The organism is Micromonospora sp. NPDC050417, from assembly GCF_044458865.1.
Lineage (GTDB): Bacteria > Actinomycetota > Actinomycetes > Mycobacteriales > Micromonosporaceae > Micromonospora_G.
In genome coordinates this window covers 71681-92050 of sequence record NZ_JBITIH010000015.1, presented here as the reverse complement: position 1 = coordinate 92050, position 20370 = coordinate 71681, and the positions used below count along the sequence as shown (strand labels likewise).

Annotated in this window: 23 protein-coding genes; 18 read left to right on the top strand and 5 right to left on the bottom strand. The window is 69.3% G+C overall.

Annotated elements, in window-relative coordinates; all coding sequences use genetic code 11:
- Nucleotides 1–55: 55 nt before the first annotated feature.
- A complete protein-coding gene (locus ACIBF5_RS20225; RefSeq protein ID WP_396813746.1) occupies nucleotides 56–952 on the bottom strand; it encodes an AAA family ATPase in 897 nt (298 codons plus the stop codon).
- A gap of 4 nt (nucleotides 953–956) precedes the next feature.
- A complete protein-coding gene (locus ACIBF5_RS20220) occupies nucleotides 957–2048 on the bottom strand; it encodes an RNA ligase (protein WP_396813744.1) in 1092 nt (363 codons plus the stop codon).
- Between the two features lie 213 nt (nucleotides 2049–2261).
- Here ACIBF5_RS20220 and rpmE point away from each other — a divergent pair, with 213 nt between their 5' ends.
- Nucleotides 2262–2486, top strand: coding sequence for a 50S ribosomal protein L31 (rpmE, locus tag ACIBF5_RS20215; protein WP_121156762.1), 225 nt, complete (start codon nucleotides 2262–2264; stop codon nucleotides 2484–2486).
- Between the two features lie 137 nt (nucleotides 2487–2623).
- Nucleotides 2624–3712, top strand: a complete 1089-nt coding sequence (gene prfA / locus ACIBF5_RS20210) for a peptide chain release factor 1 (RefSeq protein ID WP_396813742.1) — start codon at nucleotides 2624–2626, stop codon at nucleotides 3710–3712.
- Between the two features lie 54 nt (nucleotides 3713–3766).
- On the opposite strand, the gene ACIBF5_RS20205 is transcribed toward prfA, so the two are convergent.
- Nucleotides 3767–5329 (bottom strand): GGDEF domain-containing protein, encoded by a 1563-nt coding sequence (locus ACIBF5_RS20205; protein WP_396813740.1) that lies wholly within the window; start codon nucleotides 5327–5329, stop codon nucleotides 3767–3769.
- 74 nt (nucleotides 5330–5403) lie between these two features.
- Here ACIBF5_RS20205 and prmC point away from each other — a divergent pair, with 74 nt between their 5' ends.
- The 16 genes from prmC (at nucleotide 5404) to ACIBF5_RS20125 (ending at nucleotide 18767) form a co-directional block, all read left to right on the top strand.
- The gene (prmC, locus tag ACIBF5_RS20200; RefSeq protein ID WP_396813739.1) at nucleotides 5404–6381 is read left to right on the top strand and encodes a peptide chain release factor N(5)-glutamine methyltransferase; all 978 of its coding nucleotides are present in this window, start codon (nucleotides 5404–5406) and stop codon (nucleotides 6379–6381) included.
- On the top strand, nucleotides 6381–7025 hold the full coding sequence (locus tag ACIBF5_RS20195; RefSeq protein WP_396813960.1) for an L-threonylcarbamoyladenylate synthase: 645 nt from the start codon (nucleotides 6381–6383) through the stop codon (nucleotides 7023–7025). The genes prmC and ACIBF5_RS20195 overlap by 1 nt, the downstream gene beginning before the upstream one ends.
- Nucleotides 7026–7649: a phosphotyrosine protein phosphatase gene (locus ACIBF5_RS20190; RefSeq protein WP_396813737.1), complete on the top strand. Its 624-nt coding sequence runs from the start codon at nucleotides 7026–7028 to the stop codon at nucleotides 7647–7649. It abuts the gene before it with no gap.
- A gap of 124 nt (nucleotides 7650–7773) precedes the next feature.
- The gene (glyA, locus tag ACIBF5_RS20185) at nucleotides 7774–9051 is read left to right on the top strand and encodes a serine hydroxymethyltransferase (protein WP_396813735.1); all 1278 of its coding nucleotides are present in this window, start codon (nucleotides 7774–7776) and stop codon (nucleotides 9049–9051) included.
- Nucleotides 9052–9157: 106 nt separating this feature from the next.
- Nucleotides 9158–9571 carry a hypothetical protein gene (locus ACIBF5_RS20180; protein ID WP_396813957.1) on the top strand — a complete coding sequence of 138 codons (414 nt, stop codon included), beginning with the start codon at nucleotides 9158–9160 and terminating at the stop codon, nucleotides 9569–9571.
- Nucleotides 9572–9720: 149 nt separating this feature from the next.
- Entirely contained in the window at nucleotides 9721–9963 is a 243-nt protein-coding gene (locus ACIBF5_RS20175) for a hypothetical protein (protein ID WP_396813733.1), read from the top strand.
- A 12-nt stretch (nucleotides 9964–9975) separates the two neighbouring features.
- Complete coding sequence (atpB, locus tag ACIBF5_RS20170; RefSeq protein ID WP_396813731.1) at nucleotides 9976–10770, top strand: F0F1 ATP synthase subunit A; 795 nt, start codon at nucleotides 9976–9978, stop codon at nucleotides 10768–10770.
- A gap of 68 nt (nucleotides 10771–10838) precedes the next feature.
- Complete coding sequence (locus ACIBF5_RS20165) at nucleotides 10839–11069, top strand: F0F1 ATP synthase subunit C (RefSeq protein ID WP_396813730.1); 231 nt, start codon at nucleotides 10839–10841, stop codon at nucleotides 11067–11069.
- 32 nt (nucleotides 11070–11101) lie between these two features.
- A complete protein-coding gene (locus ACIBF5_RS20160) occupies nucleotides 11102–11638 on the top strand; it encodes a F0F1 ATP synthase subunit B (protein WP_121156753.1) in 537 nt (178 codons plus the stop codon).
- The gene (locus tag ACIBF5_RS20155) at nucleotides 11638–12459 is read left to right on the top strand and encodes a F0F1 ATP synthase subunit delta (protein ID WP_396813728.1); all 822 of its coding nucleotides are present in this window, start codon (nucleotides 11638–11640) and stop codon (nucleotides 12457–12459) included. Before ACIBF5_RS20160 ends, ACIBF5_RS20155 begins: the two co-directional genes overlap by 1 nt.
- A gap of 66 nt (nucleotides 12460–12525) precedes the next feature.
- Nucleotides 12526–14178: a F0F1 ATP synthase subunit alpha gene (atpA, locus tag ACIBF5_RS20150; RefSeq protein ID WP_396813726.1), complete on the top strand. Its 1653-nt coding sequence runs from the start codon at nucleotides 12526–12528 to the stop codon at nucleotides 14176–14178.
- 9 nt (nucleotides 14179–14187) lie between these two features.
- Nucleotides 14188–15117, top strand: coding sequence for a F0F1 ATP synthase subunit gamma (locus ACIBF5_RS20145; RefSeq protein WP_396813724.1), 930 nt, complete (start codon nucleotides 14188–14190; stop codon nucleotides 15115–15117).
- On the top strand, nucleotides 15117–16553 hold the full coding sequence (atpD, locus tag ACIBF5_RS20140) for a F0F1 ATP synthase subunit beta (protein WP_396813722.1): 1437 nt from the start codon (nucleotides 15117–15119) through the stop codon (nucleotides 16551–16553). The genes ACIBF5_RS20145 and atpD overlap by 1 nt, the downstream gene beginning before the upstream one ends.
- 191 nt (nucleotides 16554–16744) lie before the next feature.
- Nucleotides 16745–17872: an LCP family protein gene (locus ACIBF5_RS20135; protein WP_396813954.1), complete on the top strand. Its 1128-nt coding sequence runs from the start codon at nucleotides 16745–16747 to the stop codon at nucleotides 17870–17872.
- A 142-nt stretch (nucleotides 17873–18014) separates the two neighbouring features.
- Nucleotides 18015–18299, top strand: coding sequence for a F0F1 ATP synthase subunit epsilon (locus ACIBF5_RS20130; RefSeq protein ID WP_396813720.1), 285 nt, complete (start codon nucleotides 18015–18017; stop codon nucleotides 18297–18299).
- Nucleotides 18300–18311: 12 nt separating this feature from the next.
- Nucleotides 18312–18767: a DUF2550 domain-containing protein gene (locus ACIBF5_RS20125; RefSeq protein WP_396813719.1), complete on the top strand. Its 456-nt coding sequence runs from the start codon at nucleotides 18312–18314 to the stop codon at nucleotides 18765–18767.
- A gap of 155 nt (nucleotides 18768–18922) precedes the next feature.
- Here the strand turns inward: ACIBF5_RS20125 and ACIBF5_RS20120 are convergent, their stop codons facing one another.
- Together ACIBF5_RS20120 and ACIBF5_RS20115 are read right to left on the bottom strand one after the other, a co-directional pair.
- Entirely contained in the window at nucleotides 18923–19573 is a 651-nt protein-coding gene (locus ACIBF5_RS20120) for a class I SAM-dependent methyltransferase (protein ID WP_396813718.1), read from the bottom strand.
- Nucleotides 19574–19709: 136 nt separating this feature from the next.
- Nucleotides 19710–20282, bottom strand: a complete 573-nt coding sequence (locus tag ACIBF5_RS20115) for a cob(I)yrinic acid a,c-diamide adenosyltransferase (protein ID WP_396813716.1) — start codon at nucleotides 20280–20282, stop codon at nucleotides 19710–19712.
- Nucleotides 20283–20370 lie beyond the last annotated feature (88 nt).

Below are 20370 nucleotides of genomic sequence, written 5' to 3'. Positions count from 1 at the left end.
TAGGAAGGGCCCCTTCCTATACAAAAAGCGATAACAAGGGGCCCTTCCTTACACCTCAGAAGTTGCCGTCGGCGACTTGGAAGACGGTCAGGCCCAGGTCACGCCACATGCGGACAACCTGCATCCGATCGTCGAAGACGCCGATCACCTGGTATCGGGGGTGGATCTCCCGTTGGAAGATCTCCCGCTTCACCACCGCGTCCTTGCGGCTGTCGCCGTACGGACGCATGAACAGGCCCAGGTGCGGTACGGCCACGTGCAGGTCGAGCCATGCCTCGGTCTCGACCCGGCAGGAGTCGTCCCGACCGGAGCAGAACACGACGCCGTAGCCGGCCGCGTGCATCGCCCGGACCGCGGCGATCACCGACGGGTTCGGTAGGTCGTCACCGACCCGACTCATGTCGTACGGGCTGCGCGCCCCCATCAGCGCCACCGTGCCGTCGATGTCGACCAGCACGATCTCGGGCTTGTCCGGGGGAGGCTGGTAGACGGTGGCCGGGCCGCCCGGGGTCACGTACGGCACCGGCAGCGGAAGGTTGCGCCCGGCCAGGTAACGCTCGTGCATGCGCCGGATCGCCCCCTCGCCTACCCGGTCCTGCTCCGGCCGGTCGGCGTCGCGGCGTACGCACTCGTCGACGGGTACGTCGGTGAAGTCGTGCACTTCCAGGGTGGCGTCAAACCGGGCGCCGAGTTCGGCCCATTCCCGTACGGTCTTCGACCGCAGGTTGGTGTCGTCGATGCAGAGGTCGACCCGTGCGCGGAGCAGCGCCTCGACCTGCGCCCGTTGCACGGCGGTGACCTGCCCTTCGGCCCACTGGGTGAAGAGGCGGGTGCCGTGCAGCATCCGGCGCAGGTCGTCTCGGTTGACCCGGACCACCCCCGGCTGGAGTTTGCGGGCGAAGGTGGTCTTGCCGGAGGCGGGCAGCCCTCGGGTGAGGATCAGTCGGGTCATTTCTCTACTCCGGGCTGTGCGGGGTGCGGTCGCCGGTTGGCCGGGCCTGCTGCCAGAGCAGTGAGCGGTAGTCCCGGTTGTCGAGACGGAGGAAGAGGGCGGCGCGTTCCGGGTGGGCCAGGGCCCGTCCGGCGAAGTCGCGCCGGGTCCAGCCGTCCGGTAGCCCGGCCACGATCTCACCGTACGCGGACTCGATGGCGTCGGAGCGGGCCTGGACGGTCGCGGTCAGTTCGGTCGCGACCTTCTCCACCCAGACGTGGAACTCGTCCGGCAGCGGCTCGACCAGCGCGGCCAGGCTGCCGCCGTTGACCATGATGTCCCAGACGCTTCGGGCGCTGAGGCCGAACACCAGGCGGTGCAGGCGTACGTAGTCCGCGTATTTGATCTTCACGCGCTGGTCGGTGTCCGGCCAGTGCACCACCAGCCCCTCCCGGTTCTCCCGCGCGGGTGCGGCCAGTGCCTCGGCGAGGGTCCGGTACGGCAGCGTGTCCACCACCGGTCCGGGCCAGTCGGGCACCGCCGCCGGGCCGTGGCTTCGCCCGGTGCCGATCTCGACGGCACCGAGCAGGACCAGGTCGTCCAGGCCGGCGTAGTCGAGCACGATCCGGTTGCTCGGGTAGATGATCTCGACCAGTACGGTGAGTCCGGCCGGCGGTACGAACCCGGGGTACCGGGCGCGGAGCAGGTCGGTGGCGTGCCGGGCCTGGTCCGAGCTGAACGAGCCCCGGGTGGCGACCGCGTACCCGTCCGGAGTCGGGTAGATCACACCGAGCGAACCGTCGGCTTTGTCGGTCACCGTCACCGCCGCGTCGAACCGGAGGTCCGGTGCCTCCGGCTGGTCGTGGTTGAAGAACTTCGGGTACGGCCGGGCCACCACCGCCCCGGTCACGTCGTCCACGATCAGCCCCCGGCAGGCCAACGTCACCGGTGTCCAGACACCGGCGTAGCTGGCCGCCTCGGTGTAGTTGTAGACGCTCAGCGGCAGTTCGGGGTGGCGTTGCGCGCGTACGTGCCCCTCGGTGACGGCGGTGGCCAGGTCCGAGGGGTCGAAGAGACGGTCGATCGGGGTCTCGGGTACGTGCACAGGGGTGGTCACGGGGTGTGCCTTCCGGCGTCAGGGGAATGCGTAGGGGTGGAGGTACGTTAACCACCACGGATCCGGTGTGCAGCCCGATTTCGGGGTGGGTCGAGGCCCATGGCACACTGGTCAATCGGCCACCGGTTCCGGTTCACGCCCGAGCGCGCCACGCGATCGTGACGAGCAGTGACGGCGACCCGGCGACCACTTGACGAAAGGGACCGAGGCGACATGAAGCCCAACATCCACCCGGAGTACGTCACCACCGAGGTGACCTGTTCCTGCGGTAGCACGTTCACCACCCGCAGCACCGCCAAGGGCGGCTCGATCCACGTCGAGACCTGCAGCGCCTGCCACCCGTTCTACACCGGTAAGCAGCGCGTTCTCGACACCGCCGGCCGGGTTGCGAAGTTCCAGCAGAAGTACGCCAAGGTTCAGGCCAAGAAGGCCAAGTAGCTGCGTCGACAGCGCCCGCGTCCCGGTTCGTACCGGGTCGCGGGCGCTGTCCGTATCTGCCCGCGGAAGGAATCCCGCCGCGGTTTTCCCGGCCGGCACAGGCCGCGTTCCTCCGGTCGCCATAAGGAGTACGGGCAATGAGCAGTGAGCGGTTGGCGGGACTCCTCGACGAGTACGCGGAGTTGGAGAAGCGGCTGGCCGATCCGGCCATCCACGCCGACCAGGCTGTCGCCCGGCGGGTCGGACGCCGGTTCGCGGAGCTGACCCCGATCCACAAGGCCGCCGGTGAGCTGACACAGGCCCGGTCGGACCTCGACGCCGCCCGCGAACTCGCCGCCGAGGACGCCTCCTTCGCCGCCGAGGCGGAGACGCTGGCCGACTCGCTGCCTGTCCTGGAACAGCGGCTGGCCGAACTGCTCGCCCCGCGTGACCCGCACGATGCCAAGGACGTGATCCTGGAGATCAAGGCGGGTGAGGGCGGGGACGAGTCCGCGCTCTTCGCCGGTGACCTGCTCCGGATGTACACCCGGTACGCCGAGCGGCACGGCTGGGTGACCGAGGTGCTTGAGGTGCAGGACTCCGACCTGGGCGGGGTGAAGGACATCTCGCTCGCGGTCAAGACCAAGGGCGTACCGGAGGGCGGCAACGGGGTCTGGTCCCGGTTGAAGTGGGAGGGCGGGGTACACCGGGTGCAGCGGGTGCCGGTGACCGAGTCCCAGGGCCGGATCCACACCAGTGCCGCCGGTGTCCTGGTGCTGCCCGAGGCGGAGGACGTCGACGTCACCATCGACCCGAACGAGCTGCGCATCGACGTGTTCCGCTCGTCCGGCCCCGGCGGCCAGTCGGTCAACACCACCGACTCGGCGGTGCGGATCACCCACCTGCCGACCGGGATCGTGGTCTCCTGCCAGAACGAGAAGAGCCAGCTCCAGAACCGGGAACAGGCGCTGCGCATCCTGCGTGCCCGGCTGCTCGCCGCAGCCCAGGAGCAGGCTGACGCCGCTGCCTCCGACGCCCGCCGTTCGCAGGTGCGTACGGTCGACCGCTCCGAGCGGATCCGTACCTACAACTACCCGCAGAACCGGATCACCGACCACCGGATCGGCTACACCGCCTACAACCTTGACCTGGTGCTCGCCGGCGACCTGGAGGCCGTACTGGGCGCGCTCACGGAGGCGGACCGGGCGGCCCGGCTGGCCGGCGAGAACGAGCTTTCCCGGCGCTGACCCGTCCGACGGCACACATCCCCGGCGGGCCGAAGCGGCGCCGCCGGGCAGTGGTCAGGAGAGTGTGGCGCGGGGCCGGCTCTGGCTCTTGGCCCGCAGCATCTCCCGGTCAGCGACCCTGAAGGCGGTGCCGAGCGCCTCCCGTAGCCCGGCGGCGGTGCCGTTCACCTCGGCGAAGCCGACACTGACCCCGACCGGTGTGCCCGGTACCAGCGCGGCCCAGTCCTCGGCCTGTACCGCCGTGCTGATCCGGCGCCCCACCTCGGCGGCCTCGGCCATGCCGGCGCTCGGCAGCACCACCACGAACTCGTCGCCGCCGAAGCGGGCCACGAAGTCGCCGCGCCGCATCACCCGGTTGATCACCCCGGCGATGCGTTGCAGTACCAGGTCCCCGGAGTGGTGGCCGTGCGCGGTGTTGACCGCCTTGAACCCGTCGAGGTCGCAGACCCCGATCACCGCCCGCTCGCCCCGGCCGACCATCGCCGCGACGTAGCGCTCCAGCCGGCGGCGGTTCGGCAGGCCGGTGAGCGGATCGGTGAGGGCCTCGTCCTCGTACCGGGCTGCCTCGCGGCGCAGCTCCTCGTGGTCGATCCGGGCCGCGATCCCGTCCACGTAGACGTCCCGGAGGCGGTCGTTGCGCTGCGCGGCGAGCCGGAACGCGAACCGGTCCGCCCGGTGCGCGGCCGGATGGTCGCCGGCCCTGCTGTACGCCAGGCTCCGTAACCGGGCGTGTTCGGCCGCGCCGAGTGTCTCGGCGGCGACGGTGAGTCGTTCCAGTCGGGTCATCGCCTCGATCGGACGCCCGGCCGCGATCGCCAGACACGCCTCGCCGAGCTGCCGCATGTCCCGGGCGCGGGCGCCGTCCCCGCCCTGGCCGAGTAGGGCGGCGGCGGAGATCCCGGCCGGCAGTTCGGTCGACTCGCCGAGCGCGGCCCGCCGGGCGACCGCGTAGCCGTACGCGCAGAGGCTGCTCGGTCGGAGCCGCTCGCCGCCGCCGACGGAGATGAACCGCTCCAGGTCGCCGCCGATGTCGCGGAGCACCCGCAGGCAGCCGTCGCTGTCGCCGTGGTGGTCGAGGGTGACCGCGTTGCGGAGCCTGATCCCGGGGGCGGCGAAGGTTTCGTCCGGTATCCCGGCGGCGGCGCCGAGCTGGCGGGCCCGTTCGATCGCGGCGAGCGCGTAACCGTGGAAGCTGAGGTACGAGTAGGCCATCGCCAGGTCGTGCCAGCCCCACGCGGTTTCCCGGTCCGGGTCCTCCACCGCGGTCAGTGCCTGGGCGCTGCGGACCAGGTGGGTGACGCACCGGTCGAGCGCCCCGTGGTCGTGGGCGGCGAGCGCGGCGAGCGCGTGCAGGTGCCCGTGCAGGTACGGCTCGGTCAGGTCCCGGGCGGCTTCGAAGGCCCGTTCGACCGCGGTGGTGTATTCGGCGGTGCGACCCAGGTTGATCAGCGCGGAGAGGCGTTGGACCAGTGCGTCGGCGCGCGAGTACGGGTCGTCGGTGGTGCCGATGACCTGCTCGAAGGTCTGACACGCCGCGGCCGACCGGCCAGCCTCCATCAGGCTGCGGGCGTGCATGAGGACCTCGGCCTGGTCTTTGACCTGGTCGAGCCAGCTCACGCGCAAACCTCCTACGAATCGCGGACGGCCGGCACCCGTCACCGGTGCCCCACCCGACGTCTCATGATTATGGCGTGACAGATTTCCTACAGCAGCCCGCCGAAGGGTCAGAACGATTGCGTCCCTCGGTCGCGGTCGCCGACGCGACCGGGGTGCTGAGCGCGGCCGGGATCGGACCGGCACGGGTCGAGGCCGAGTTGCTGGCCGCGTACGTGCTGGACATCTCGCGGGGACGACTGGCGCTGACCGCCCGGTTCACCCCCGCCCAACTGGAGCGGTTTCGGGCGTTGGTGGCCCGGCGGGCCGGCCGTGAACCGTTGCAGCACCTGCTCGGATCGGCACCGTTTCGTTACCTGGAGCTGGCGGTCGGACCCGGTGTCTTCATCCCCCGACCGGAGACGGAACTGCTCGCCGGTGTCGGCGTCGACGCGGCGAAACGGATAGCCGGCGAGGCCAGCGGTACGGGTGGGGCGGGTGATCCGGTCGTGGTCGACCTCTGCAGCGGCAGCGGTGCGATCGCACTCTCCGTCGCCGACGAGGTGCCGGGCGCCCGGGTGGTGGCGGTCGAGCGGTCCACCGAGGCGCTGGTCTGGCTGCGCCGCAACGCCGCCGAGCGGGCCGCCGCCGGGGACCGGCCGATCGAGGTGGTGGCCGGCGACGTGACCGATCCGGGGTTGCTCACCGATCTGGCCGGGCGGGTGGACGTGTTGCTCTGCAATCCGCCGTACGTGCCGGAGGCGATCGCCGTACCCCCGGAGGTGGCCGATCACGACCCGGCGGAGGCGGTCTTCGGTGGCGCGGACGGCCTGGCGGTGATCCGTCCGGTGCTGGACCGCGCCGCGGCCCTGCTGCGCCCCGGTGGGCTGCTCGGCATCGAGCACGATGACACCCACGCCGAGGCGGTGCCGGCGTTGCTCCGCGCGCACGGCGCCTTCGCGGAGGTACGGGACCATCCCGACCTGGCTGGTCGGCCCCGGTTCGTCACCGCACGTCGTTCGGCCGGCACCAGTGCCGACGAAGCCGCTCCGGCGTGGCAGACTGGCTCCTCGTGATGCTCTACGATTGCCGGTCCCTCGCCGAGCGCGACCGTGGGATCGCCGCCGCGATCGAGGCGGTCAAGAACGGTGAACTGATCGTCCTGCCGACCGACACGGTCTACGGCGTCGGCGCCGACGCGTTCACGCCCTACGCCGTCACCGCGATGCTGAACGCCAAGGGGCGGGGCCGTAACGTCCCCTCGCCGGTCCTGGTCGGTTCCCGGCACACCCTGGACGGGCTGGTCTTCACCCTGCCGCAGGCCGCCCGTGACCTGGTCGCGGCCTTCTGGCCGGGGGCACTGACGATCATCGTCGAGCACTCGCCGAGCCTGCAGTGGGACCTCGGCGACACCTCCGGCACCGTGGCCGTCCGGATGCCGCTGCACCCGGTGGCCCTGGAGGTGCTCCGGGAGACCGGCCCGATGGCCGTCTCCTCGGCGAACAAGCACGGACAGCCGGCGGCGGTCACCGCCGAGGAGGCCCGCGACCAGCTTGGTTACGCGGTCCGGGCCTACCTGGAGGCCGGGCCCTGCCCGGACCCGGTGCCGAGCACGATCGTCGACCTCACCGGCGAGGTGCCCCGGGTGGTCCGGCAGGGGGCGATCCCGTGGGAGAAGCTCCGCGACGTCGTGCCCGACCTTCAGGCCCAGGGGGGCTGAGTGCCGCCGTTCACCGTCCTGCACGTCTGCATGGGCAACATCTGCCGCTCGCCGATGGCCGAACGGCTGCTCACCTTTGCGATCCGCGAGCGGCTCGCCCGACACGCGGACGGTACGCCGGTCGACCAGGCGCTCGCCGACGAGCTGCTGCACAGTCACAGCGCCGGCACCGGCGGCTGGCACGCGGGCGAGGAGATGAACCCGCCCGCCGCCCGTCAGGTTCTGTTGCGCGGCGGTGCCGTCGAGGGTTTCGCCGCCCGCAAGCTCCGTTCGGACCAGATCGACGCCGCCGACCTGGTCCTGACCGCCACCGCAGACCAGCAGGAGTACGTCGTCGCGCTCCGCCCGGACGCGGCCGCGCGTACCTTCGTGCTCGGTGAGTTCGGCCGGCTGCTCGCCACCGCGGACCTCTCCCGGCTGCCGGCCGCGGCGGCCACCCCCGAGGCGGTCTACGCCCGTGGGGTCGAGCTGGTGGCGGCGGTCGACGCGGCCCGGCAGGGCAGCGAGCCGTTGCCGACGGACGACCTCGACGATCCGTGGGGGCGGGGCGACCAGTCCTTCCGCCGGGTCGCCGACGAGATCGAAGAGACGGTGGACCCGCTCGCCGCCACGCTGCTGCCCTGAGCCGGGTCGCCGTCGTGGCCCCGAACGTGGTCGTCCATCCCACCCCTGAGCAGGGCGTGCGTGGATTACACGGAGGGTCCTCCGTACACTCCACAGCGGTGGCGCACCCGACGAGGAGACCACGATGAGCACGTTCTTTGGACCCGACTTCGACGAGTTGGCGGCCACCGACCCGGAGATCGCGGGCGTGGTCCTGGGTGAACTGGACCGGCTGCGGGGCGGGTTGCAACTGATCGCCAGCGAGAACCTGACCTCGCCGGCGGTGCTGGCCGCGCTCGGTTCGACGCTGACCAACAAGTACGCCGAGGGTTATCCGGGCCGGCGCTACTACGGCGGCTGCGCCGAGGTGGACCGGGCCGAGGAGATCGGTATCTCCCGGGCCAGGGAGCTGTTCGGCGCCGAGCACGCCAACCTGCAACCGCACTCCGGGGCGAGCGCGAACCTGGCCGCGTACGCGGCGCTGGTGCAGCCGGGTGACACGGTGCTGGCGATGGAACTGCCGCACGGCGGTCACCTGACCCACGGTAGCCGGGTCAACTTCTCCGGTAAGTGGTTCGCGCCCGTCGGCTACACCGTGCGCCGGGACACCGAGCTGATCGACTATGACGAGGTACGCGACCTGGCGATCGCGCACCGACCGAAGCTGATCATTTGTGGCGCCACCGCCTACCCCCGTCTGATCGACTTCGCCCGGTTCCGCGAGATCGCCGACGAGGTCGGGGCGTACCTGATGGTGGACGCCGCGCATTTCATCGGCCTGGTTGCCGGTGGGGCGATTCCGTCGCCGGTGCCGCACGCGGACGTGGTCTGCTTCACCACCCACAAGGTGCTCCGGGGGCCACGCGGCGGAATGATCCTCTGTCGGGAGTCGCTTGCCGACCGGATCGACAAGGCTGTCTTCCCCTTCACCCAGGGTGGGCCGTTGATGCACGCCGTCGCGGCGAAGGCGGTCGCGTTGCGCGAGGCCGCGCAACCCGAGTTCAAGGCGTACGCGACCCAGGTGGTCCGGAACGCGCGGGCGTTGGCCGACGGGTTGACGGCGGAGGGGATGCGTCCCGTCTCCGGGGGCACCGACACCCACCTGGCCCTGGTCGATCTGCGTGGGCTGGACGTCACCGGGCGGGACGCGGAGGAGCGGGCGGACCGGGCGACGATCACCCTGAACAAGAACGCGATTCCGTACGACCCGCGTAAGCCGGCGGTCGCCTCCGGGATCCGGGTCGGCACGCCGAGCGTCACCACACAAGGTATGCGAGAGGGCGAGATGCGGCAGATCGCGACACTGATCTCCCGGGCGATCCGGACCGACCCGGCCGCCGCGGGGGGCGCCGACACTCTGACCGAGGTCGCCCGCGATGTCGCGGACCTGGTCGCGAGCTTCCCGGCGTACCCCCGTGGCTGAGCTGACGCGGGACCGGGCCGAGGCCGTCCCGGACGAGACCCCAGACCCTGTCCCGACCGAACAGAACGTCGACCCGGGGTCGGTCGCAGGTGTCGCGGAGCCGGTCGTGCCGGCGGACCGCTACTGGCGACTGCGGCATCTGCCGCCGCTGTTGGCCGCCTCGGCGGCGCTGATCGCCCTGTCCGCGCTCGTCGGCGGCCTCACCGTCGGTACGGCCGGTGCCATCGGTGCGGCGATCGGCGTTGCTGTGGTCACTCTCAGTTATACATCCTCCACTTTGGTTGTCGCCTGGGCCGATTCGTTGGACCCGCAGTTGGTCCTACCGTTCGGTCTGGCGATGTACGTGGCCAAATTTTCGGTGTTCGGGGTGCTGATGGCCGCCGCGGCGGCTACGGGCTGGCCAGGACTGGTGCCGTTGGCGCTCGGGTTGTCCGTCGCGGTGGTCGTCTGGACCGGTGTGCACATCTGGTGGATCAGTACCGTTCACCTTCGGCGACTCGCCGAGGCGACCAGCGCGTAAAAGACTGTCCGTGATCGGTCATTTCCCAGCGGGCCGAAGCGGAGTAGCGTGCCTCCAGACGACGCCGCGCCCGAAGACGCCCACACACATCGGTTGTGCGGGGGGTGCCTCCTTGCCTCGTCTTTCTGGCTGATATCGTTCGCCCCGTCATGGCCGGTGACCAAACCCCCCACTCCGCTGACGGCTCGGGCGACTATCCGCCGCCCAACGCCGGTCAGGGATGGACCGCGCTCGCGTACCTGATCGCAGGGATGTTGGTGTGGGGACTCATCGGCTGGCTGGTCGACCGATGGCTCGATACCGGTGGCGTCGCCATCGGAATTGGGGTAGTGCTCGGCGCGGCCGGGGGGATCTACCTGGTCATCCGCCGGCTCGGCGCGCCGCCTAACTAGGGAAGGGACGCGGTGATCGGACAAACGGTCGTCCTCGCGGAGGGCGATTCCCCGTTTCCACCCAGCGTGGGGGACTTCTTCCTGCCCAGCATCGCCCCCTGGGGCGAACATTCGCTCTGGGTCACCAAGATCACCCTGCTGGTCTGGCTCGCGGCCGGATTGCTCATCCTCTTCTTCCTGTTGAGCTACCGGAACCCGCAGCTGGTGCCGACCAAGAAGCAGTGGTTCGCTGAGTCGATCTACGGCTTCGTCCGCAACAACATTGCCGTGGAGATGATCGGGCACCGCGGAGTCGCCTTCGCGCCCTACTTCACCACGCTCTTCTGCTTCATCCTGCTGACGAACCTGTTCAGCATCGTTCCGCTGATCCAGATCTCGCCGAACTCGCACATCGCCTTCCCGGCGATCTTCGCGGCGATCAGCTACGTGATGTTCATCTGGGTGGGTATCCGGCACCACGGAGCGGGGAAGTTCTTCAAGCACTCCCTGATCCCGCCGGCGCCGTGGTACATCCTGCCGCTGCTGATCCCGATCGAGTTCTTCTCGACGTTCCTGGTCCGCCCGTTCTCACTGGCCGTGCGTCTGTTCGCGAACATGTTCGCCGGCCACATGCTCCTGCTGGTCTTCACCCTCGGTGGCTTCGCGATGATCAACGCGACTCCGCTGCTGGCTCCGGTCTCGGTGCTCTCCTGGGTGATGACCGTCGCGCTGACCTTCCTCGAAGGACTGGTCATCGTCCTGCAGGCCTACGTCTTCGTCGTGCTGACCGCCAGCTACGTCCAGGGCGCTGTCGCCGAAGAGCACTGATTCCACAACCGCACAACCGTTGTCGTCCCGCGTGACCGTCACGCGTGATAACCAGGAGGAACCCACTAATGGACATCGCCGCAGTAGAGGGCAGCGTCGCCGCCATCGGTTACGGCCTTGCCGCCATCGGCCCGGGTATCGGCGTCGGCCTGGTCTTCGCCGCGTACATCAACTCGACCGCGCGTCAGCCTGAGTCGTCGCGGATCACCCTGCCCTACGTCTGGATCGGCTTCGCCGTGATCGAGGCGCTCGCCCTGCTCGGCATCGCGTTCGGCTTCATCTGGCAGGGCGCGCTCTAGGTCCCGCCGGCCTTCGTCAACGGAGGGTTCATATGTATTCACTCGCTGCTGAAGGCGCGACAGAGCACAACCCGATTCTCCCGCTCTGGCAGGAGATCGTGGTTGGCTCGGTCGCCTTCGCGATCCTCTGCTTCGTGCTGATGAAGTTCGTCTTCCCGCGGATGGAGCAGACCTTCCAGGCGCGCGTCGACGCGATCGAGGGTGGCATCAAGCGGGCCGAGGTCGCGCAGGCCGAGGCCAACCAGCTGCTCGAGCAGTACCGGGCCCAGTTGGCGGAGGCGCGTACCGACGCCGCCAAGATCCGTGACGACGCGCGGGCCGACGCCGAGGGCATCCGACAGGACGTCCTGGCCAAGGCGCGCGAGGAGTCCGACCGGATCATCGCGCTCGGCAAGGAACAGCTCGCCGCCGAACGGCAGACCATCGTGCGCGAACTGCGCGCGGAGGTCGGCACGCTCGCCGTCGACCTGGCTAGCAAGATCGTCGGTGAGTCGCTGGCCGACGAGGCGCGTCAGAAGGGCACGGTCGAGCGGTTCCTGACCGGCCTTGAGAGCGCGGGGGCCCGCTGATGCAGGCCGCCAGCCGGGAGTCGTACGGCGCCGCCGCGGAACGTCTGGACGCGTACGCCCAGACCGCCCAGCCGTCGGCGATCACCGACACCGCCGACGGGATCCTCGCCGTGGCCGATCTGCTGCGCCGTGAGGCGCGGCTGCGGCGGGCCCTGTCCGACCCGGCTCGAACCGGTGAGGAGCGGGGCGCCCTGCTGGGCAGCCTGATCGGCGACAAGGTCACCTCGGACGCCAAGGAGCTGCTCACCGTACTGGTGGGCGGCCGTTGGTCGGCCCCGTCCCAACTGCTGGACGGGACCGAGCGGCTCGGGGTCGAGGCGTTGCTCGCCAGCGCCGACCGGGCCGGCGACCTCGGTGAGGTCGAGGACGAGCTGTTCCGCTTCGGTCAGGTGGTCGGGGCGGACACCGCTCTGAGCAACGCCCTCTCCGACCCGATCGCGCCGGTGGCGCAGCGGGCCGAACTGGTCGGGACACTGCTCTCGGGCAAGGCCAAGCCGTCGACCATCCGCCTCGCCGAGGTGGCCCTGGCCGGGTTCGGCGGACGGTCCTTCTCCAACGGGCTCACCCGCCTGGTGGAGCTGGCCGCCGACCGCCGCGACCGGCAGGTGGCCTACGTGACCGTCGCGGCGCCCCTCGGTGAGGATGAGGAGCGCCGGCTGAGCACCAAGCTGACCGAGATCTACGGTCGGGAGGTCGCCGTCAAGCAGACGGTCGACCCGCACGTGCTCGGCGGGCTGAGCGTCCAGGTCGGTGCCGATCTCTACGACGGCACCATCCTGCGCCGACTCACCGAAACCCGTAACGCGCTCAGCAAGCGCTGAACGCAGAACGCCGTACTTAGCTGCCGCTCTGAGTTAACTCCGGGCCCTGAATAGAGGAAGCAGAGGATGGCCGAGCTGACCATCTCGTCGGAGGAGATCCGCGGCGCCCTGGAGCGCTACGTCTCCTCCTATTCGCCCGACATCTCCCGCGAGGAGGTCGGCACCGTCGCCGACGCCGGTGACGGCATCGCGCACGTCGAGGGACTCCCCTCGACGATGGCCAACGAGCTGCTGGAGTTCGAGGACGGCACGCTCGGTGTGGCGCTGAACCTCGACGTCCGCGAGATCGGCACCGTGGTGCTCGGTGACTACACCGGCATCGAGGAGGGGCAGCGCGTCAAGCGCACCGGCCGGGTGCTCTCCGTCCCGGTCGGCGACGCCTTCCTCGGTCGTGTGGTCAACGCACTCGGTGACCCGATCGACGGCCTCGGTGAGATCGCCAACGAGGGCTACCGTGAGCTGGAGCTGCAGGCCCCGAACGTGATGGCCCGCCAGGGTGTCACCGAGGCGCTGCAGACCGGGATCAAGGCCATCGACGCGATGACCGCGATCGGCCGGGGTCAGCGTCAGCTGATCATCGGTGACCGGAAGACCGGCAAGACCACGGTCGCCATCGACACGATCCTCAACCAGCGCGACAACTGGCGGTCGGGCGACCCGACCAAGCAGGTCCGCTGCATCTACGTGGCGATCGGCCAGAAGGCCTCCACCATCGCCTCCGTGAAGGGCCTGCTTGAGGAGCAGGGCGCGATGGAGTACACCACCATCGTCGCCTCGCCCGCCTCGGACCCGGCCGGCTTCAAGTACATCGCTCCGTACGCCGGCTCCTCCATCGGGCAGCACTGGATGTACGGCGGCAAGCACGTCCTGATCGTCTTCGACGACCTGACCAAGCAGGCCGAGGCGTACCGCGCCGTGTCGCTGCTGCTGCGTCGCCCGCCGGGCCGCGAGGCCTACCCGGGTGACGTCTTCTACCTCCACTCCCGCCTGCTGGAGCGCTGCGCCAAGCTCTCCGACGAGCTGGGTGGCGGTTCGATGACCGGTCTGCCGATCATCGAGACCAAGGGCAACGACATCTCGGCGTTCATCCCGACCAACGTCATCTCCATCACCGACGGGCAGATCTTCCTTGAGGGTGAGCTGTTCAACCAGGGTGTCCGGCCGGCGATCAACGTCGGTACCTCGGTCTCCCGGGTCGGTGGCGCGGCGCAGGTCAAGCCGATGAAGAAGGTCGCCGGCCGGCTTCGGCTGGACCTGGCCCAGTACCGCGAGCTGGAGGCGTTCGCGGCCTTCGCCTCCGACCTGGACCGGGCCTCCCGTAACCAGCTCGAGCGTGGCGCCCGCCTGGTCGAGCTCCTCAAGCAGCCGAACTACTCGCCGTTCGCGGTCGAGCAGCAGGTGGTGTCGGTCTGGGCCGGCACCGAGGGCAAGCTCGACGACATCGCGGTCCCCGACGTCCGCCGGTTCGAGAACGAGTTCCTCGACTTCCTGGGCCGCAACTACGCGCCGACCATGCAGTCGATCGCCGCCAACAACTGGAACGACGACATCACCAACGCCCTTGACGAGGCCATCGGCCGGTTCAAGCAGCAGTTCCTGGGTAACCAGGACGAGGTGAAGGTCAACGACCCGGCCGCCGCGCCGCTCGAGGGCGACGAGAACCGCGAGACCGTGACCCGGTACCGCGACGGCGGGACCGACCAGCCGGCAGAGAAGTAGGGCTGAGCAATGGCGGCCCAGGTTCGCGTTCTTCGTCAACGAATCCGCTCGGCGAAGTCGATGAAGAAGATCACCAAGGCGATGGAGCTCGTGGCGACGAGCCGGATCGCCAAGGCCCAGGCCCGGGTGGCGGCATCACTGCCGTACGCCCAGGCCATCACCGGTGTGCTCACCGCGCTGGCGTCCAACGCGGCGATCGATCACCCGCTGCTCACCGCCCGCCCGCGGGTTCGGCGGGCCGGGGTCGTGGTGGTCACCAGTGACCGCGGCCTGGCCGGCGGTTACAGCTCCAACGCGATCAAGACGGCCGAGTCGTTGCTGGCCCGGCTGCGTAACGACGGCAAGGAGCCGGTGCTCTACGTCATCGGTCGTAAGGGCGTCGGGTTCTACAAGTTCCGCAACCGTCCCGTGGCGGCGAGCTGGACCGGCTTCTCGGAGCAGCCCACGTTCGCCGACGCCCGCGAGGTGGGAGAGACGCTGATCAAGGCGTTCACCCACGGCGCGGACGACGAGGGCGGCGACGCCGGCATCGACGGCGTGCTCGGCGTGGACGAGTTGCACATCGTCTACACCGAGTTCAAGTCGCTGATGACGCAGAACCCGGTCACCCGGATCATCGGCCCGATGGAGGTCGAGGACCGGCCCCGGTCCGAGGGCCTGCTCCCGGCGTACGAGTTCGAGCCGGAGGCGGAGGCGCTGCTCGACGCGCTGCTGCCGAAGTACATCAACACCCGCATCTACGCGGCGTTGATCGAATCGGCGGCGAGCGAGTCTGCGGCCCGTCGGCGCGCGATGAAGAGCGCGACCGACAACGCCGAGGACATGATCGGCAGGTACACCCGTGAGATGAACTCGGCCCGCCAGGCCGGGATCACCCAGGAGATCAGTGAGATCGTCGGCGGCGCCAACGCGCTGGCCGCGTCGGGAAGTGAAGTGTGATGACTGCACCAGTAGAGACGAAGACCGCCACCGGTCGGGTGGTACGGGTCATCGGCCCGGTCGTCGACGCCGAGTTCCCGCGCGACGCGATGCCCGACATCTTCAACGCCCTCAACGTCACCGTCTCGCTCTCCGGTGGAGACAAGACGCTGACCCTCGAGGTCGCCCAGCACCTGGGCGACAACATGATCCGCGCCATCTCGATGCAGCCGACCGACGGTATGGTCCGCGGCGCCGAGGTACGCGACACCGGCAGCCCGATCATGGTTCCGGTGGGTGACGGCACCAAGGGTCACGTGTTCAACGCGATCGGCGAGTGCCTGAACCTCAAGGAAGGCGAGAAGCTCCAGGTGTCCGACCGGTGGGGCATCCACCGGAAGGCCCCGGCCTTCGCCGACCTTGAGCCGAAGACCGAGATGCTGGAGACCGGCATCAAGGTGCTCGACCTGCTCGCCCCGTACGTCAAGGGTGGCAAGATCGGCCTCTTCGGTGGCGCGGGCGTGGGCAAGACCGTTCTCATCCAGGAAATGATCATCCGGGTGGCGAACAACTTCGGTGGTACCTCGGTCTTCGCCGGGGTGGGGGAGCGGACCCGTGAGGGCAACGACCTCATCCACGAGATGACCGAGTCCGGCGTCATCGACAAGACCGCCCTGGTCTACGGCCAGATGGACGAGCCGCCGGGCACGCGTCTGCGGGTCGCCCTCTCCGCGCTCACCATGGCGGAGTACTTCCGGGACGTGCAGAAGCAGGAGGTGCTGCTCTTCATCGACAACATCTTCCGCTTCACCCAGGCCGGCTCGGAGGTCTCCACCCTGCTCGGCCGTATGCCGAGTGCGGTGGGTTACCAGCCGACGCTCGCCGACGAGATGGGCGAGCTGCAGGAGCGGATCACGTCGGTCCGGGGTCAGGCGATCACCTCGATGCAGGCGATCTACGTCCCCGCGGACGACTACACCGACCCGGCGCCGGCGACCACCTTCGCCCACCTGGACGCGACCACCAACCTGGAGCGGTCGATCTCCGACAAGGGCATCTACCCGGCGGTGGACCCGCTGGCGTCCTCCTCGCGGATCCTCGCGCCGGAGTACGTCGGGCTGGAGCACTACACCGTCGCCTCCGAGGTGAAGCGGATCCTGCAGCGCTACAAGGACCTGCAGGACATCATCGCCATCCTCGGTATCGAGGAGCTCTCCGAGGAAGACAAGATCACGGTCGGCCGGGCCCGCCGGATCGAGCGCTTCCTCTCGCAGAACACCTACGCGGCTGAGGTCTTCACCGGCATCAAGGGTTCGTACGTGCCGGTCAAGGACACCGTCGAGGCGTTCAAGAAGATCAGCGAGGGTGAGTTCGATCACTTCCCCGAGCAGGCATTCTTCATGTGCGGTGGTCTCGACGACCTGGAGCGCAACGCTCGCGAGCTGATGAAGGACTAGTTTCCGTACACAGAAAGGGACCGTGCCGGCGATAGCCGACACGGTCCCTTTTTTGTCGCCCCCACCCTTCCGTCGACGGAGTTGATCTTCCGAGGGCTTCCCCAGATTCCAGCGCTACGCTCTGCAACGTCGTGCCCGCGAGGGGGCGGCCTGACCAGGCAGGCGAGGACGGGAGACGCCGGGTGACCGACATGGGTCCGACCACCACCCACGGCAAGCGCAGGAGACGATCGGCGGTGCCGCGCTGGGCGCGGGTCTCGATCATCTTCGGTACGGCGCTGATGCTGCTCAGTGGTGTCGTACTGGTCGGGTTCGAGGCGCTGCTCTCCCGTTACCAGGGCGCGGTGGCGAGCGCCGACCTGTTCGGCGACGAGACAGCCGCCACTCCGCCTCCGAAGGTCTCGGACATCAAGGGCCCGGTCAACATCCTGCTGGTCGGCATCGACCCACGGCAGCCGTCGACGCCGCCGCTGGCCGACTCAATCATGATCCTGCACATACCCGCCGGAATGGACCGGGCGTACCTCTTCTCCCTGCCCCGGGACCTGCGGGTGGACATCCCAGCGTTCCCCAAGGCCAACTACCCCGGTGGTAACGACCGACTCAACTCGGCGATGTCGCACGGCAGCATCGTGGCCGGCAAGAACCCGGACGCGGCACGCGGCTTCGAGTTGTTGCAGACCACAATCAGCAACTACACCGGGATCAAGCGGTTCGACGCCGGTGCGATCCTCAATTTCAGCGGCTTCAAGAAGATCGTCGACGCGATGGGCGGTGTCGACATGTACATCGACGCCGACACCAAGTCCGAGCACCTGCAGCCGGACGGCAGCCCGCGACCGGGCAACCCGAACGGCGAGGGCTACATCGGCCCGCAGCGCGAGTACAAGAAGGGCGAGGCCCACCTCAACGGCTGGCAGGCGCTGGACTACGTACGGCAGCGTAAGACCCTGGTCGACGGCGACTATGGGCGCCAGCGTCACCAGCAGCAGTTCATCCGGGCAATGGCGAGCCAGGCGCTCAGCCGGGACGTGGTGACCAACCCGCTCAAGCTCGACGCGGTGCTGCGTGCCGCCGGTCAGTCCCTGATCTTCAACGGTCGCGGGCACAGTGTCGCCGACTGGGCCTTCGCCCTGCGTGACCTGCGGTCCGACTCGATGACCCTGATCAAGCTGCCGCACGCCGCCCTCGGCAGCGGGAGCAACTACCAGGGTGAGCAGTTGCAGGATCCGGCCCCGGACTTCTTCGCCTCGGTGCAGGCGGACACCCTGGACTCGTATGTCGCCGCACATCCTGATTTGATCAACAAAGACAAGTAACACCGCGGCCCGTCGCAGGTGAGGGGCGTTCGCCCGGCCACCTGCCGCGGTACCCCGGTGGCGCTTCCCGGCACCCGCCGTGGGTGCCGACCGGATGCGCGACTAGACTCTGTGCAATCCCGTCGCCGTACAAGGAGACAGCGTGGCAAATCAGCTACACGTCGAGCTCGTAGCCGTCGAGGAGAAGGTCTGGTCCGGCGAGGCCGAAATGGTCGTCGCACGGACGACCGAAGGCGAACTCGGAGTGCTGCCGGGCCATGCTCCTCTGCTCGGCCAGCTCGCGGAGCCCGGCCAGGTCCGGATCAAGCTCTCCGGTGGCGAGCAGATCACTTTCGAGGTCGCCGGAGGCTTCCTCTCGGTGACCGGTTCCGGCGTCACGGTTCTGGCAGAGAGCGCCACCGCGGTCACCGCCGCCGCGACGCGCTGACCCGGCACGTCGGTGCTGGTTCTGGAATGGATCGGGGTCGGCGTACTGGTCGTGTTCGCCGGCCTGCTGGTGCTCTTCGTCCGGCGTGCCCTGGTGACTCGATCCGGTGGCATCATCCGGCTCAGCGTACGGGTCTCGACGATGCTCGACGGCCGTGGTTGGTCGCCCGGGTTCGGTCGTTTCACCGATGACGAACTGCGCTGGTACCGGATGTTCAGCTTCGCCATCCGGCCGAAGCGGGTGCTCGCCCGTCGTGGTCTCGCGGTCGAGCGGCGCCGCCTGCCGGAGGGCCAGGAGCGGTTCTCCATGCCGGCCGACTGGGTGATCCTCCGCTGTACCAGTCACCAGGCACCGGTGGAGATCGCGATGGCGCAATCCACGGTGACCGGGTTCCTTTCCTGGCTTGAGGCCGCCCCACCCGGGGCGGTCTCGCCGCGTCTCGGGGCACAGGACTGGCCCGCCGCCTGAGGCGTATGCCGTTCGAGGCTCCCGCAGACCAACGCGCCCGGCCCCGATCATCGGGAACCGGGCGCTGGCGGTAGCGGCACCACACGAGCGGGCGCTGCCCGAGTCGCTCGGAGGTCGGCCGTTGCCGCCGGGCGGGCAGCCGGAAACGGAGTGGGTCAGTCCAGGGTGTCGGCCGTACCGACTCGCAGCGGGGACCGGCCGGGGCCGTACGCGTCCGTCCGGATCGGACGCCGGCAGTGGTAGACCAGGGCCGGCGGCAGGTTCGCCCAGACCGTACGGCCCATGGTGACTTCTTCGAACCGGGCTCGTAGCGCGGTGCGCAGCCGCTGGGCCGGCGGGGTCCAGATGGCGAAGAGGTAGGCGAAGGTGGTGAAGGCGCCGTCGTCGGCGAGCCCGTCGGCGACCGCGTCGAGCAGGTTGTGCTGGAGGTCCGACGAGAACGCGGCCCAGGGCAGACCGCTGACGATAACGTCCGCCTGGCTGTGGCCCCGGGCCGCCAGCAGTTCACGCAGTTTCCGGGCGTCGTCGGAGATGACCTCCACCGCCGGGTAGCGCCGGCTCAGGGCGCCGGCGAAGTCAGTGTTGATCTCGATCGCCAACTGGTGACCACGGCCGCCAAGCCGGCGCTGGATCTCGCCGGTGAAGGCGCCCGTGCCGGGTCCGAGCTCGACCACCACCGGATCGCCCGTACGTGGAACCGGTGCGGTGATCTTGTCGGCCAGCGCCGCCGAGCTGGGCGCGACCGCGCCGACCGACATCGGCTGACGGACAAACTGGGTCAGGAACGTTAATTTCTCGTTGGCCACGGCCACCAAAATAGGCGATCCGAGCGCAGAATCGGTCGTCCGGATGGTCTGATCTTCGATCAGCGGCACGAGGCGGGTCTACCGGTGGCGGCGAGGCTCCGCTCCGCTCGTGTGCCGTTGTTGGCGACGCCGCTGGTTATCGTTTGCCGCCGGGCACCCATAGCACATCCCCGTCCGGATTGGCCGTTCTTGCCAGGATGAACAGCAGATCAGATAGCCGGTTGAGATACTTTGCCGGAAGAATGCTGGTTCGTTCCTGATCGTGGTTCACGAGTGCCCAGGCAGCGCGTTCGGCTCGCCGCGCCACCGTCCGCGCGACGTGCAGCAGGGCCGCCCCAGCGGTGCCGCCGGGCAGGATGAAGGAGTCGAGCTTGGCCAGTTCCGCGTTGTACTCGTCGCACCAGCCCTCCAGCCGGGTCACGTACTCCTCGGTCACCCGCAGCGGCGGATACGCCGGGTCGGGCTCGATCGGGGTGGCCAGGTCGGCTCCGACGTCAAACAGGTCGTTCTGGACTGCGGCCAGCACCGCGACCAGGTCGTCGCGGAGGTGCCCGAGCGCGAGCGCCACCCCGAGCGCGGCGTTGCACTCGTCCACGTCCGCGTACGCCGCGATCCGCGGATCCGTCTTGTCGACCTGCTCGTTGTTGCTCAGCCTGGTCTGGCCGGCGTCGCCGGTCCTGGTGTAGATGCGGGTGAGGTGAACGGCCATGACGGACAGCGTACGGAGGTCCGACGGCGAACAGCCCACCCAGACGGTGCCGGGTGGCGGAGTCGACCCGGCAAGGGCCGGCGGTTGG

Coding starts and splice junctions, on each gene's coding strand:
- ACIBF5_RS20165 (WP_396813730.1), top strand. CDS start 10,839: ATGGACATCGCCGCAGTAGAGGGCAGCGTCGCCGCCATCGGTTACGGC.
- ACIBF5_RS20175 (WP_396813733.1), top strand. CDS start 9,721: ATGGCCGGTGACCAAACCCCCCACTCCGCTGACGGCTCGGGCGACTAT.
- ACIBF5_RS20225 (WP_396813746.1), bottom strand. CDS start 952: ATGACCCGACTGATCCTCACCCGAGGGCTGCCCGCCTCCGGCAAGACC.
- atpA (WP_396813726.1), top strand. CDS start 12,526: ATGGCCGAGCTGACCATCTCGTCGGAGGAGATCCGCGGCGCCCTGGAG.
- glyA (WP_396813735.1), top strand. CDS start 7,774: ATGAGCACGTTCTTTGGACCCGACTTCGACGAGTTGGCGGCCACCGAC.
- atpD (WP_396813722.1), top strand. CDS start 15,117: ATGACTGCACCAGTAGAGACGAAGACCGCCACCGGTCGGGTGGTACGG.
- ACIBF5_RS20135 (WP_396813954.1), top strand. CDS start 16,745: ATGGGTCCGACCACCACCCACGGCAAGCGCAGGAGACGATCGGCGGTG.
- ACIBF5_RS20145 (WP_396813724.1), top strand. CDS start 14,188: ATGGCGGCCCAGGTTCGCGTTCTTCGTCAACGAATCCGCTCGGCGAAG.
- ACIBF5_RS20195 (WP_396813960.1), top strand. CDS start 6,381: ATGCTCTACGATTGCCGGTCCCTCGCCGAGCGCGACCGTGGGATCGCC.
- prfA (WP_396813742.1), top strand. CDS start 2,624: ATGAGCAGTGAGCGGTTGGCGGGACTCCTCGACGAGTACGCGGAGTTG.
- ACIBF5_RS20155 (WP_396813728.1), top strand. CDS start 11,638: ATGCAGGCCGCCAGCCGGGAGTCGTACGGCGCCGCCGCGGAACGTCTG.
- ACIBF5_RS20160 (WP_121156753.1), top strand. CDS start 11,102: ATGTATTCACTCGCTGCTGAAGGCGCGACAGAGCACAACCCGATTCTC.
- rpmE (WP_121156762.1), top strand. CDS start 2,262: ATGAAGCCCAACATCCACCCGGAGTACGTCACCACCGAGGTGACCTGT.
- ACIBF5_RS20115 (WP_396813716.1), bottom strand. CDS start 20,282: ATGGCCGTTCACCTCACCCGCATCTACACCAGGACCGGCGACGCCGGC.